Source organism: Arthrobacter sp. JB02-1C (assembly GCF_057748045.1).
This window is the reverse complement of sequence record NZ_CM173235.1, coordinates 2120453-2133790: the sequence shown is the minus strand read 5'-3', so window position 1 is coordinate 2133790 and position 13338 is coordinate 2120453. Positions and strand designations below refer to the sequence as shown.

The 13338-nt window shown below is 67.7% G+C and carries 12 protein-coding genes; all 12 read right to left on the bottom strand.

Annotation, left to right across the window (positions count from 1 at the left end; translation table 11 throughout):
• Positions 1–53: 53 nt before the first annotated feature.
• Complete coding sequence (locus tag AC3ANP_RS10195) at positions 54–785, bottom strand: FtsB family cell division protein (RefSeq protein ID WP_488330071.1); 732 nt, start codon at positions 783–785, stop codon at positions 54–56.
• 94 nt (positions 786–879) lie between these two features.
• Complete coding sequence (gene eno, locus AC3ANP_RS10190) at positions 880–2160, bottom strand: phosphopyruvate hydratase (protein ID WP_488330070.1); 1281 nt, start codon at positions 2158–2160, stop codon at positions 880–882.
• A 117-nt stretch (positions 2161–2277) separates the two neighbouring features.
• A complete protein-coding gene (locus AC3ANP_RS10185) occupies positions 2278–2898 on the bottom strand; it encodes a MazG nucleotide pyrophosphohydrolase domain-containing protein (RefSeq protein ID WP_488333018.1) in 621 nt (206 codons plus the stop codon).
• Positions 2899–2962: 64 nt separating this feature from the next.
• A complete protein-coding gene (locus AC3ANP_RS10180) occupies positions 2963–4126 on the bottom strand; it encodes an adenosine deaminase (RefSeq protein ID WP_488330069.1) in 1164 nt (387 codons plus the stop codon).
• Positions 4127–4158: 32 nt separating this feature from the next.
• Entirely contained in the window at positions 4159–4872 is a 714-nt protein-coding gene (locus AC3ANP_RS10175) for a DedA family protein (RefSeq protein ID WP_488330068.1), read from the bottom strand.
• A gap of 173 nt (positions 4873–5045) precedes the next feature.
• Positions 5046–5696, bottom strand: a complete 651-nt coding sequence (locus tag AC3ANP_RS10170; protein WP_488330067.1) for a DedA family protein — start codon at positions 5694–5696, stop codon at positions 5046–5048.
• A gap of 80 nt (positions 5697–5776) precedes the next feature.
• On the bottom strand, positions 5777–7114 hold the full coding sequence (locus tag AC3ANP_RS10165; RefSeq protein WP_488330066.1) for a thymidine phosphorylase: 1338 nt from the start codon (positions 7112–7114) through the stop codon (positions 5777–5779).
• Positions 7111–7461, bottom strand: coding sequence for a cytidine deaminase (locus AC3ANP_RS10160; protein WP_488333017.1), 351 nt, complete (start codon positions 7459–7461; stop codon positions 7111–7113). Before AC3ANP_RS10160 ends, AC3ANP_RS10165 begins: the two co-directional genes overlap by 4 nt.
• A gap of 106 nt (positions 7462–7567) precedes the next feature.
• Complete coding sequence (locus AC3ANP_RS10155) at positions 7568–8908, bottom strand: ABC transporter permease (protein WP_488330065.1); 1341 nt, start codon at positions 8906–8908, stop codon at positions 7568–7570.
• Complete coding sequence (locus tag AC3ANP_RS10150) at positions 8905–10311, bottom strand: ABC transporter permease (protein WP_488330064.1); 1407 nt, start codon at positions 10309–10311, stop codon at positions 8905–8907. Before AC3ANP_RS10150 ends, AC3ANP_RS10155 begins: the two co-directional genes overlap by 4 nt.
• Positions 10304–11932 (bottom strand): ABC transporter ATP-binding protein, encoded by a 1629-nt coding sequence (locus AC3ANP_RS10145; RefSeq protein ID WP_488330063.1) that lies wholly within the window; start codon positions 11930–11932, stop codon positions 10304–10306. The genes AC3ANP_RS10150 and AC3ANP_RS10145 overlap by 8 nt, the downstream gene beginning before the upstream one ends.
• Positions 11933–12114: 182 nt before the next feature.
• Positions 12115–13224 (bottom strand): BMP family lipoprotein, encoded by a 1110-nt coding sequence (locus AC3ANP_RS10140; RefSeq protein WP_488330062.1) that lies wholly within the window; start codon positions 13222–13224, stop codon positions 12115–12117.
• Positions 13225–13338 lie beyond the last annotated feature (114 nt).

The window sequence follows — 13338 nt, the reverse complement described above, 5'->3', positions numbered from 1 at the left end:
TCCTGCCCTGTTGGGACGGCCGGGTCGCGGTCGTCCGGCGGCGGGCGCCGCGTCTAGTCTGTCGCCGATCGGGTGATGGACTCCCAGAGGGAATCCACCCACGGCAGGTTGGCCGGGTCTGCAGCTGTTCCTGCCGCGTCACCGGAACCGGTGCTCCCGGCCGGAAGATCGCCGCCGAAAACCCAGTAACCGGTTTCGCCGGGCATAACCATGTTAATCCGGTCCCGGGCCTGCTGCTTCACGTAGTTGGGATCCTGCCAGCGGGAGACCTGGCGTTTGAGGTCCGTCTGCTTGGCCTGCTTGGCCGCGATATCGGCCTGCAGGTCCGCGATCTCGGCACGCTTGTCAATGAAGATCTTGACCGATGGCGCCAGCATGATGGTGATGGCGACCATCACCAGTGCGAGGGCGAGCATCCGTCCGGAAAAGGCCTTGGCGGGGACGGGGGCGGCCTCAACCTCCAGAACGCCGGCCCGCTCGCCCCTCACCCTGGCGCCCGGGCCGGCACCGCCGGAGGCTGGCGCGCCTTTGCCTGCACCGCCGGAGGCGGAGGCTGGCGCGCCCTTGTCGGCACCGCCCGTGGCGGGACGGTGGCCAGGCGTCAGGGGACCGGGCTGCCCGGGTGCGCCGGCGCGGCGGGTGGGCGTTTCCGGCGCGCTCCCCTGCCGGGGTCCGCCGAAGTCGGCCCGGATGAGGTCGCCGCCGGCGGCTTCGCCCTGGCCGGCGGCCGTGGGCTTCGGGACCGCAGCTGCGGCCCGGGGAACCTTCGGACGGCGGGTTGCCATGTCACTCCTTCAACGCGGGCCAAAAGCGGGCCGAAACAGAACCGGCGGCTATGGTCATTCCACCATAGCCACCGGTTCCTCCTTTAGGCGGGTACTACCCCTTGAAACGCGGGAACGCGCTGCGCCCCGCGTAGCGTGCCGCGTCGTCGAGCTCTTCTTCGATGCGCAGCAGCTGGTTGTACTTGGCGACCCGCTCGGACCGGGCCGGGGCGCCGGTCTTGATCTGGCCGGCGTTGGTGGCAACCGCGATGTCCGCGATCGTGGTGTCCTCGGTTTCGCCGGAGCGGTGCGAGGTGATGGTGGTGTACCCGTTCCGCTGGGCCAGGGACACGGCGTCGAGGGTTTCGGTCAGGGATCCGATCTGGTTGACCTTGACCAGCAGCGAATTGGCGGTGCCGGAGTCGATGCCGGTCTGCAGCCGCTCAGGATTGGTGACAAACAGGTCATCGCCGACGATCTGGACCTTGTCCCCAATCGAGTCGGTGAGGGACTTCCAGCCCTCCCAGTCGTTCTCATCCAGCGGATCCTCGATCGAGACCAGCGGGTAGTCGGCCACCAGTTCGGCGTAGTAGGCGCTCATCTCGGCGGAGCTGAGGGTCTTGCCTTCGAACTGGTAGGAGCCGTCCTTGAAGAACTCGGAGGAAGCGACGTCGAGGGCCAGCGCGATGTCCTTGCCCGGGGTGTAGCCGGCGTTCTTGATGGCTTCCTGGATCAGGTCCAGGGCCGCGCGGTTGGACGGCAGGTTCGGCGCGAATCCGCCCTCATCGCCGAGGCCGGTGGCCAGGCCCTTGGACTGCAGGACCGCCTTGAGGGCGTGGTACACCTCGACGCCCCAGCGCAGTCCCTCGGAGAAGGTTTCCGCGCCCAGCGGGACGACCATGAATTCCTGGATGTCGACGTCGGAGTCTGCGTGCGATCCGCCGTTGAGGATGTTCATCAACGGCACCGGCAGGACGTGGGCGTTGGGGCCGCCCAGGTACTTGTAAAGCGGCAGGTCGGCGGAGGCTGCGGCGGCATTGGCGACGGCAAGGGACACGCCCAGGATCGCGTTGGCGCCGAGCTTGCCCTTGTTCGGGGTGCCGTCCAGGTCGATCATGGCCTGGTCGATGCTGCGCTGGTCGGTCGCATCGAAGCCGATCAGGGCCGGGGCAATCAGGTCGATGACGGCGTCGACGGCCTTCTGCACGCCCTTGCCAAGGTAGCGGCCCTTGTCCCCGTCACGCAGTTCCACGGCCTCGTGTTCGCCGGTGGATGCGCCCGAAGGGACCGCCGCGCGGCCGATCTGGCCGTCGGAGAGAAGGACTTCAACTTCTACGGTCGGGTTGCCGCGGGAATCAAGAATCTCGCGTGCGTGGATGGCATCGATAAGCGCCATGGATTTGCTCCTTTGGGTGAAGCGGTCTGCTGGGAATCTGAATGCTGGAATCTAGCGGTACTTCAAGCCGAAAACCGACGTCCTCGTCGCCCCTAGCCTAGTGCCTTGCGGCCCAGGTTACGGAAGCCTGTCCAGCCCCGCCCGCGGAGCGGAGCCCGAGCCGCCGGAGGCGTTACGCTCGAACCGCCGGTTCGCCGAGCGGAGTGCCCGTTCCGCGTCCAGGCCGTGCCGGCGGGCGGCGGCCACGATGCCGAACAACAATTCGCCGAGCCGCTCCTCGGAGTCTTCTGCGCTTTCGACGGCGGAGCCGGCGGGGGTGGGCAGGCCGGCTCGTTCGGCACGGTCCATCAGCTTGCGGGCCCGGGCCAGCGCCGGCAGGGCCTCCGGGACGCCGTCGAAGGCGCTGCCCCGTTCGGGCCGCTCGGATTTCTTGACTGCGTCCCAGTTCTGCTCGATCTCCTGCACGGTGGCCGGGAAGGAGCCCTGCAGGGATCCATCCGGCCGGAACACGTGCGGATTACGGCGGACCATCTTCTCCCGCAGCCCGCGGGCGACGTCGTCGAAGCCGAAGGCGCCCCGTTCCTCGGCGAGGCGGGCGTGCAGGACGACCTGCAGGAGCACGTCGCCCAGTTCGCCCCGGAGCTCGTCGTCACCGCCGCCGGCCTCGATGGTTTCGGCCACCTCGTGGGCTTCCTCGAGCAGGTATTCCACCAAGGACCCGTGGCTGAGCGCCCCCATCCAGGGGCAGTGGACGCGCAGCTGGGCGATCACGTCCAGCAGCGCCTCCACCGCGTTGGGGTCCTTAGCCAAGGTCGGCGTAGGCCTCGTTGATGTACTCGACCAGGGCTTCCTTTTCCTCCAGCGGCAGGAAGGCGGCCTCGGCAGCGTTCAGCGTCAGCTCGAGGAGGTCGTCCAGATCGTAGTCGAAGGTCTCGACGAGGAGTTCGAACTCATCGGTCAGGGTCACCCCGCTCATCAGGCGGTTGTCCGTGTTGATCGTGACGTTGAAGCCGAGCTGGTAGAGCATGTCCACCGGGTGGCTTTCGATGCCCTCGCCGAAGCCGGCGATCGCACCGGTCTGCAGGTTCGAGGACGGGCAGATTTCCAGCGCGATGCCACGGTCCCGGACCCAGCTGGCGAGCTCGCCGAGGGTGACGAGGCCGATGTTGTCGTCCACCTCGTCGCTGTCCGGGTCGGCGTCCGCGGAGTCGGCCTCATCAAACTCGACCGTGACGTCCTCGGCGATCCGGACGCCGTGGCCCAGGCGCAGGGCCCGGCCGTCCACCAGCGCGGACTGGATGCTCTCCAGCCCGGCGGCCTCGCCGGCGTGGATCGTGGCGGGAAAGTTGTGCTGGGCCAGGTAGGTGAAGGCGTCCCTGAAGCGGGCCGGCAGGAAGCCGTCCTCGGCACCGGCAATGTCGAACCCCACGGCACCGTTGTTGCGGTGCCGGACGGCGAGTTCGGCGATCTCCTGGCCACGGTCGGCGTGGCGCATGGCGGTGATCAGCTGTCCTACCTGGATGTCGCGGCCGGAGTCGGCGACGGCGTCGACACCCGCGTCCAGGCCGGCCTGGACAGCCTCGACGGCCTCGTCGAGGGTCAGGCCCTGCTGCAGGTGCTGTTCGGGGGCCCAGCGCACCTCGCCGTACACGACGCCGTCGTCCGCGAGGTCCTCGACGAACTCCTTGGCGACGCGGAACAGACCCTCCTTGGTCTGCATCACGGCGATGGTGTGGTCGAAGGTCTCGAGGTAACGAACCAGCGAGCCGGAGTCTGCTGATTCGCGGAACCACTCCCCCAGGGCGACCGGGTCGTTGGAGGGCAGGGTATGGCCGGCCTGTTCGGCGAGCTCAATGATGGTGGCCGGGCGCAGTCCGCCGTCCAGGTGGTCGTGAAGGGAGACCTTGGGAAGGCCCTTCAGGTCGAAGTCGAGGTCAGGGGCAGCGTCAGGAATAGTCTCAGTCACGTTCCAACCATAGGGTCGGACGGCGTCGGGCGCTACTTGCGGGCGGCGTCCGCGCCGGGAGCCAGCGCGGACCGCGGTGCCAGCGCCGGAACCTTGGCTGCGTCCGGCGCGGCTTCCTCGCCGACGTCGGATCCGTCGTGCTTGGCGAGCCGCTTGTGCCACCAGCGCAGCGTGTGGTCGACCGCGACGCCGAGGACGATCGCGAAGACGACGGCGATCCCGGCACTGAGCAGCGGGTTGTGGTGCAGCCAGTGGAAGGAGCTGGCCAGCAGGCCGATCCCGACGGAGTAGATCACCCAGGTCACGCACGCGAAAGCGTCCAGGAAAAAGAACCGGCGGTGCGGGAAGCCCGTGGTGCCCGCGACGTAGTTGACGGCCACCCGGCCCCAGGGGATGTAGCGGGCGGTGAAGATCAACACGGCGCCGCGTTTTTCGAGTTCGTAGCGCGCCCAGCCGAATACTTTTTGGACCTTGGGCCGGCGCATCCAGCGGAACCGTTCAGTGCCGATCTTGCGGCCCAGCAGGTAGGCCATGTTGTCGCCGGCAACCGCACCGACCAGGGCGGTCAGGCCCAGGAGCCACAGGTTGGGTTGCCCGCTCTGCCGGGAGTACGCGGCGAGGGCAACGATCAGCGTCTCGCTGGGCACCACCATGGCAAACCCGTCCACGAAGAAAAACGCCAGCAGGAGGGGGTAAATCCACCACTGGCCGGCTGCATGGAGCACGGCCTCATTAATGAACTCCACGCGGGCTGGGCTCCTAGAGAACGAGAAGGTTTCGGGTCGTACAGGGACGGGCAGAATCGCGACACCAACATGTGAGGAATCGCATCATAAGTGTCCCACGGGCAGGGCGTGTTGCGCTACGCATCCGGCATGATGACGGCGCCCGTTTCGGCAGGGTTCCCGGCGCCGCGAAGCTACCCTTCGGCCCGCGGCGCGGCGGGGCCCAATTCTTCCGGCGCCAGGCCCTCGGGAAGCGTGCCGCGCAGCTTGCCGATGGTGAGGTCCACGGCGATGCCCAGGGCGATCGCGCAGATGATCGCAAGGGTTGCGCCGAGCAGGTGGTTGTCCTCGAACCATTGGCCGAAGAAGAGCCCAATGGCCACGGAATATCCGGCCCACAGCATCGCGGACAGCACGGTGAGCCCAATGAAATGGCTGTGCCGGTAGCGGGTGGCACCCGCGGTCAGGTTGACGGCTACCCTGCCGATTGGAACGAACCGTGCCACCATAATCAGCGACGCCGGCCGCTTCCGCAATTCGCGGCTGGCCCATCCCACCGCCCGCTGCGTCCGCCGGCCCCGCATCCAGGCCCAGCGCTCGGTGCCGGCGGCACGGCCGATCAGGTAGGCGAGGTTGTCTCCTGCGAACGCGCCGGCGGCGGCAACCGCGATCAGCAGGCCGGGATTGGGCACGTCGGCTGTGGCGGCTACGGCGGCCAGGCCGACCACCACGGATTCGCTGGGCACCGGGGGGAAGAAGCCGTCGATCACGCAGCAGGCAAAAACCAGCAGCAGGACCCAGGGCTGGCCTGCGGCTGCCAGGATGAAGTCATTGATTGCCTGCACGGTTTCCTAACGCACGGCGGGACCCGGTTTCTCCCGGAATGCTGTGCAGCCAGTGTACTGCCCGGCCCGGCCGCACCGGGTCAGCCGATGCGGTCGATGATCAGCTGCTGGGCCGGACGGGATCCCTCCGGGGCGATCACGGCGGCGTGCTCCAGCGCTTCCTTGGCGCGGCCGAACTTCTCCGGGGTGTCTGTCAGCAGCGTCATCAGCGGCTCCCCGGCCCGGACGGTGGCACCGGGCTTGGCGTGCATCCGCACACCGGCGCCGGCCTGGACCTGGTCCTCCTTGCGGGCACGGCCGGCGCCGAGGCGCCAGGCGGCGACGCCGACGGCCATCGCGTCGAGTTCCACCAGCACGCCGTCCGCCTGCGCGTAGACGGTCTCGGATTCCTTGGCGACCGGCAGCTTGGCGCGCGGGTCGCCGCCCTGGGCCTCGATCATCCGGTTCCAGACGTCCATCGCCCGTCCGTCCCGGAGCGCCGCGCGCGGATCCGCGTCCGCGATGCCCGCGGCGGCCAGCATCTCCTCGGCCAGCCGGACGGTGAGTTCGACGACGTCTTCCGGACCTCCGCCGGCGAGGACCTCCACGGATTCCTCAACCTCGATCGCGTTGCCCGCGGTGAGTCCCAGCGGCGTGTTCATGTTCGTCAGCAGCGCCACCGTGTTGACGCCCGCGTCCTTGCCGAGCGCCACCATGGTCTCGGCAAGTTCACGGGCCCGGGCCTCGTCCTTCATGAACGCGCCGCTGCCGACCTTGACGTCCAGGACCAGTGATCCGGTGCCCTCGGCGATCTTCTTGCTCATGATGGAGGAGGCAATCAGCGGGATGGCTTCGACGGTCCCGGTCACATCGCGCAGGGCGTAGAGCTTCTTGTCGGCCGGTGCCAGGCCGGCGCCGGCGGCGCAGATCACCGCTCCCACGTCCTGGAGCTGGGCCAGTATCTCCTCGTTGCTCAGCGCCGCGCGCCAGCCCGGGATCGCTTCGAGCTTGTCCAGGGTGCCGCCGGTGTGGCCCAGGCCCCGGCCGGAGAGCTGCGGGACGGCAACACCGAATACGGCCACGAGCGGGGCCAGCGGAAGGGTGATCTTGTCCCCCACCCCACCGGTGGAGTGCTTGTCCGTGGTGGTCTTCACGCCGCCGTCGGGCCTGCGAAGGCTGGAGAAGTCCATCCGCTCGCCCGAGTTGATCATCGCGGCGGTCCAGCGGGAGATCTCGGCGCGCTCCATCCCGTTGAGCAGGATCGCCATGTTGAGCGCCGCCATCTGTTCGTCCGCGATGGCGCCGCGGGTGTACGCGTCGATCGTCCAGTCGATCTGGGCCGGGCTGAGCACGCCCTTGTCCCGCTTGATCCGGATGATGTCGACGGCGTCGAAGGCCTCTGCCTTACCGGCGGGAGTGTTGCTGGTGCTCTGGCTCATCGGGTCTCCTCCAGGTTTTCGGGACCGAAGGCGTCGGGAAGCACCTGGTCCATGGTCTTGATGCCCTGTGTGGTCATGAGCTCCATGCCGGGGGCCCGGAACTCATAGAGCAGCTGCCGGCAGCGCCCGCAGGGCATCAGCACGGCGCCGTGCGCATCGACGCAGTAGAAGGCGCGCAGCAGCCCGCCGCCGGTCATGTGCAGATTTCCGACCAGCGCACACTCGGCGCACAGGGTGAGGCCGTAGCTGGCGTTTTCGACGTTGCAGCCGCTGACGATACGGCCGTCCGAGGTGAGGGCCGCGGCCCCCACCGGAAACTTCGAATACGGAACGTAGGCGTTGTTCATCGCGGCGACGGCGGCAGCCGCGAGGGCTGCCCAGTCGACCACGGATTCGGTGCCCGGCTCGACGCCGGATTCGGTGCCGGCCGCCGGGAAAGCTCGCTCAGCCATGTCAGCCCTTCACGTACGGGATGCCGCTGGCGGCCGGTCCGCGGGACCTGCCCACCAGGCCTGCGACGGCGAGGACGGTGACCAGGTATGGCAGCATCGCCATGAACTGGCTCGGGACCGGGGTGCCGATGATGGTCACAATGCTCTGCAGGTTGTCGGCGAAGCCGAAGAGCAGAGCGGCGAAAAACGCGCCGATCGGGTTCCAGCGGCCGAAGATCAGCGCGGCCAGGGCGATGAAGCCGCGGCCGCCGGAGATCTCCTTGGTGAAGCTGTCGATCGCCACCAGGGTGAAGAAGGAGCCGCCGATTCCGGCGATCGCACCGCCAAGGGTGACATTCCAGAACCGGGTGGCGTTGACCTTGATTCCCATCGTGTCGGCTGCCTGCGGGTGTTCGCCGACGGCGCGGACCCGCAGGCCCCACTTGGTCTTGAACAGGCCGACCCACACCGCGATCACGGCGATGTACATCAGGTAGCCGATCAGGGACTGCTTGAACAGGATCGGGCCGATCAGCGGAATGTCGCCAAGGATCGGGATGGTGATCGGATCCAGGTGCGCCGGCGCGTTGAATTTGGCCTTGTCCGCCTGCATCACGGTGCTGAACAGGAAGCCGGTGACGCCGGAGACCAGCACGTTGAGCACGACGCCGACAATGATCTGGTTGACCACGTACTTGATGCTGAACAGTGCCAGGACCATGGAAACGAGCGCGCCGGCCACGGCCGCGGCGAGCAGGCCGAGGAAGGCGTTGTGCGTCAGCGTGGCGATGATCGCCGCGGTGAACGCCCCGCCCAGCAGCTGTCCCTCAATGGCGATATTGACGACACCGACGCGTTCGCACAGCACGCCGGAGAGCGAACCGAACACGAGCGGCACGGCCAGGGTCACGGAACCGGCAATGAGTCCGGCGAGGGAGATGTTGGTGGTGCGGGCCCCGCCGACCACCCAGATCAGGAAGGCTGCGACAAAGAGCACCGTGAAGGCGACCGGAACCCAGGACGGCGCCCTGAGGTTCCTGGTTTTCAGGTAGACGGCGTAGCCGGCCAGCCCGAGCATGAGCACGGAGAGCACGATGCCGCCGAGGTAGGCCGGGACTTCCAGGGCCGGCAGCTGGAAAAAGTCGCTGCCGGTGGAGATGCCGAACTTGGCGGTCTGGTGCGGACCCATCAGGCCGAAGAAGATGAATGCCACCAGGGCCAGGAACAGCAGGGTGCCGGGGATCTTCCACGTCACAGGCTTGACGGTCACGGCCGGCGCGTGCTGCTTCCCGGCGGCCGTGTCCCGGCGCGGCAGGGCAGGCTGCGGCTTTCCCGGCTGGGGCGACGTTGCTGTTGTGCTCATGCTGCTGCTCCGGTGGTTGCTGCCTTCTTGGACGTTGCGGCCTTGGCGGCCTTCTTCTTGCGCGGATTCAGGCCGAACACCGCGCGCACCAGCGGCGGGGCGGCGATGAAGAGCACGATCAGGGACTGGACCACCAGCACGATGTCGATCGGGGTTCCGGTCTGGATCTGCATCTGCACGGCGCCGGCGCGGAAGGCGCCGAACAGCAGGCCGGCGGCGAACGTGCCCCACGGCGTCGAGCGTCCCAGCAGCGCAACGGTGATGGCGTCGAAGCCGTAGGTGGCCGCGACGCCGTCGGTCAGGACCTTCTCCGTACCGGCCACCTGGGCGACGCCGGACAGGCCGGCGAGCGCGCCGGCGATGGCCATCACGAGGATGGTGGCGCGCGGGACGTTGATGCCTGCGGTGAGGGCGGCTTTCGGGTTGGCCCCGACAGCGCGGAACTCGAAGCCGATGGTCGACCGGTTCAGCAGCCACCAGACGAACACCGTGGCCGCGATCGCCAGGACGAAGCCCAGGTGCAGCCGGTACTGGGAGCCAAGGATCTGCGGGTACAGCGCGCTGGGATCCAGGACGGGGGAAATCGGGTTGGTCTCGCCGGGGCGCTGGAAGGCCGGGGTGTTGAGCAGGTAGCGGAGGAAGTACAGCGCGATGTAGTTGAACATGATCGTCAGGATGACCTCATGGGCGCCGGTACGGGCCTTGAGGTATCCCACCAGGCCGGCCCACAGGGCACCGCCCGCGATGCCCGCGACCAGGACCAGCAGCAGGTGCAGGCCCATGGGCAGGTGCAGCGCGAAACCGACCCAGGCGGCGAGGATGCCGGCCATGATGATTTGACCCTGCGCGCCGATGTTGAACAGCCCGGCGCGGAAGGCCAGGGCGACGCCGAGGCCGGCGGTGATCAGCGGGGTGGCGATCGTCATGGTCTCCATCAGCGGGGCGAACTGCCCGGCCGCGCCGCTGCCGCGAGGGTTGAAGACCGAGCCCTGGAACAGCGCGATGTAGGAACGGGTCGCGGCGGACCAGACCGCGGAGAGGAAGTCGCTGGGCCGGGCGAACAGGTAGCCGGCGCTGGCATTCACGGCCTTGTCGGTGCTGGCGATGAGCAGGCCGCCAAGGATCAGGGCGAGCAGGACGGCCAGCACGGAAACCATGCCGCTGCCGGTGAAGATGCGGCGCAGCACCGAGTCCGCGCCGCCGGGGACGGCGCCGCTCTGGGCCGAGACCGGGACCGCGGACGGCCGCATCGCACCGCCGGCGGTGTCCAGCGAGGTGGCGGTGGTGGCGTCGTCCGCCAGGGGCTCGTTCTCCGCCAGGTCGGTGTCGGCCGGGCCGGTTTCGGTGGCGGCGTTCGCCGGGGCCGGCTCAGCCGCGTGGCGGGGCTGGTTGGTATCAGTCATGGTGCTCTCCTACGGCGCCGGAGATGGACTCCTGCGCGGGCTGGGCGGCGGCGTGGGCGCCGGGCCGTTCGGCGGTGGGTGCGGCGGCGGCAGGGGCCGTGGCGGAGTCGGCGTGGGCCTCGTCGGGCGACAGGCCTGCCATCATGAGGCCCAGGACGTCGCGTCCGGTCCCGGCCGGCACAATGCCCACCAGTTTGCCCTTGTACAGCACCGCAATCCGGTCTGCCAGCTCGATCACTTCGTCGAGCTCGGTGGAAACGATCATTACCGGGGTACCGTGGTCCCGCTCGGCCACGATCCGCTTGTGCAGGAATTCGATCGAACCGACGTCGACGCCGCGGGTCGGCTGCGACGCGATGAAAAGCCGCAGCGGTCGTGAGAGTTCGCGGGCCATCACGACTTTTTGCTGGTTACCGCCGGAAAGGGTTCCTGCCGCGAGGACGCCCGAGGGGGTGCGCACGTCGAATTCGTCGATCCGGGTCTTCGCGTTTTCCAGCACCTTGGCCGGGCTCATGCTGATGCCCTTGGCGAACGGTTCCTGGTCGTAACGGTCGAGGATCAGGTTTTCGGCGATCGAGAACGTGCCGATCAGCCCGTCCACGGAGCGGTCTTCGGGGACGAAGCCGACGCCGGCCCGCAGCACGTCCTTGACGCTGCGGCCCAGCAGCTCCTCGCCGTCGAGCAGGATGGAACCGCTGACCCGGTCGTGCAGGCCGAGGATGGCCTCGGTCAGTTCGGTCTGGCCGTTGCCCTGGACGCCGGCGACCGCGAGGATCTCGCCCCGGGCGATGTCGAAGCTGATGCCGTCCACCACGTGCTGCCCGCTGGGGGCGATGACCGTGAGGTCCTTGACCTGGAAGGTGGTTTCCTGCGGCGTGGCCGGGGCCTTGTCCAGGGTCAGGTTGACGGCGCGGCCCACCATCATCGAGGCGAGTTCGGTGGTCGAGGCCGTGGGGCTGGCGCTGCCGACAACCTTGCCGCGGCGGATCACCGTGATGGTGTCCGAGACGGCCTTGACCTCCCGCAGTTTGTGCGAGATGAAGACGATCGAGGTGCCGTGGCTCTTGAGCTGGCGCATGATGTCGAGCAGTTCGTCGGTGTCCTGCGGGGTCAGCACGGCGGTGGGCTCGTCGAGGATGAGCACTTTGGCGTCGCGGACCAGGGCCTTGATGATCTCCACGCGCTGCTGGACGCCGACCGGCAGGTCCTCGATCAGCGCGTCCGGGTCGACGTCGAAGCCGTACCGGTCGGAAATTTCCCGGATCTTCCGGCGGGTGTCCTCGAGGTCGAGGAACCCTCCGGCTTTCGTGGTTTCCGCGCCGAGGGCGACGTTCTCCGCCACGGTGAAGACCGGGACCAGCATGAAGTGCTGGTGGACCATACCGATGCCGGCGGCCATGGCGTCGCCGGGGCCGCGGAAACTGACGGGTTTGTCGTCAATGCGGATTTCGCCCTCCGTGGGCTCGTACAGCCCGTAGAGCACGTTCATCAGCGTGGACTTTCCAGCGCCGTTCTCGCCGAGCAGACAGTGGATCTGTCCGGGCTCAACGACCACGTCAATGTGGTCGTTGGCTACCAGGGAGCCGAAGCGTTTGGTGATCCCCTTGAGTTCAAGTTTCAAAACTCTGACCAATCTCGAAGTATGTCCGGACGACGCTGACTACGCCTGCCCGGACGGGGGTAATGGGGCTGCAGGACCAGCCTAGTGCCTGCTGCCAGGGTCTTTGCGGGGCCGGTGCAACGAAAAGCGCCACAGCCCGTGCGGTCGGTGACCGTGCGGGCCGTGGCGCCTAGCGGAGGAAGTTAGGCCTTCGGGCTGGCTGCCGATTCGACCTTCAGCTTGCCGGAGGCGATGTCCTTCTTGATCTGGTCCAGGTCGGTCTTCAGCTGGGCCGGGACCTGGGAGTCCAGGTCGTGGAACGGAGCGAGCTGCACGCCGTCGTTCGCGAGCGTGCCAACGTACGGGGCGTTGGTGAACTTGCCGTCCTTGTCTTCCTTGACCACGGTCTCAACAGCTTCGCCCATCTGCTTCATGACAGAGGAGAGCATGATGTCCTTGTAGTCCGGGGCGGTGAGGAAGCCGTCGGAGTCGACCCAGATGAGCTTGACGTCCTTGCCGGCAGCCTTGGCTTCCTTCAGGGCCGCGCCGGCACCCTTGCCCACCGGACCTGCGACGGGCATGACGGTGTCCGCGCCCTGGTCCAGGAAGTTCTGGGTGAACTGCTTGCCCTTGTCCTGCTTCTCGAAGTCGCCGGTGAAGGAGCCATCCTGCTTGGCCTTGTCCCAGCCGAGCACCTTGACGTTCTTGCCGTTCTTTTCGTTGTAGTACTTCACGCCGTCGGCGTAGCCGTCCATGAAGATGGTGACGGTGGGGATCTTGATGCCGCCGAAGGTGGCGACGGTGCCGGTCTTCGTGGTGCCGGCGGCGAGGTAGCCGGCCAGGAACGCGGCCTGGGCCGTGTCGTAGATGATCGGCTTGACGTTGGCGACGGGCTTGTCGTAGCCGAAGTCGATGATCGCGAAGTGCTTGTCCGGGTTGGCCGTGGCCTGCGCCTTGGTGGCGTCACCGAGCAGGAATCCGACGGTGATGGTCAGGTTGCAGCCGGCGGTGACCATGGCGCGGAGGTTGGGCTCAAAGTCGTTGTTGGTCTTCGACTCGACCTGGTTGACCTTGATCCCGAGATCCTTTTCGGTCTTCTTCAGGCCCTCGTAGGAGGACTGGTTGAACGACTGGTCGTCGAATCCGCCGGAGTCCGAGACGATGCAGCCGGTGTAGTTGCTGGCCGTCTTGGTGGCGCCGCTGCCGGCGTCCGGGGCGGCGCCGCAACCGGTGAGCAGCAGGGCAGCGGCACCCACGGTGGCGACGCCGGCCGTTGAACCGCGCTTGAGGGTGGCGCGCAGTGAGTTCTTCAAAGTTCCTCCAGGAAGCAAGAGATAGGCGCTGCGACGCGTTCAATGAGCCTGCTTCCGGTTTTCCCCCGAAACACTGTTGTCACTGACAGCTGCGCAGCACTGCGCCGAGGCGCA

What these genes read in the sequence shown, in the direction of transcription:
- eno (WP_488330070.1), bottom strand. Translation starts at nt 2,160, where the DNA reads ATGGCGCTTATCGATGCCATCCACGCACGCGAGATTCTTGATTCCCGC.
- AC3ANP_RS10150 (WP_488330064.1), bottom strand. Translation starts at nt 10,311, where the DNA reads ATGACTGATACCAACCAGCCCCGCCACGCGGCTGAGCCGGCCCCGGCG.
- AC3ANP_RS10155 (WP_488330065.1), bottom strand. Translation starts at nt 8,908, where the DNA reads ATGAGCACAACAGCAACGTCGCCCCAGCCGGGAAAGCCGCAGCCTGCC.
- AC3ANP_RS10160 (WP_488333017.1), bottom strand. Translation starts at nt 7,461, where the DNA reads ATGAACAACGCCTACGTTCCGTATTCGAAGTTTCCGGTGGGGGCCGCG.
- AC3ANP_RS10185 (WP_488333018.1), bottom strand. Translation starts at nt 2,898, where the DNA reads ATGGGGGCGCTCAGCCACGGGTCCTTGGTGGAATACCTGCTCGAGGAA.
- AC3ANP_RS10165 (WP_488330066.1), bottom strand. Translation starts at nt 7,114, where the DNA reads ATGAGCCAGAGCACCAGCAACACTCCCGCCGGTAAGGCAGAGGCCTTC.
- AC3ANP_RS10195 (WP_488330071.1), bottom strand. Translation starts at nt 785, where the DNA reads ATGGCAACCCGCCGTCCGAAGGTTCCCCGGGCCGCAGCTGCGGTCCCG.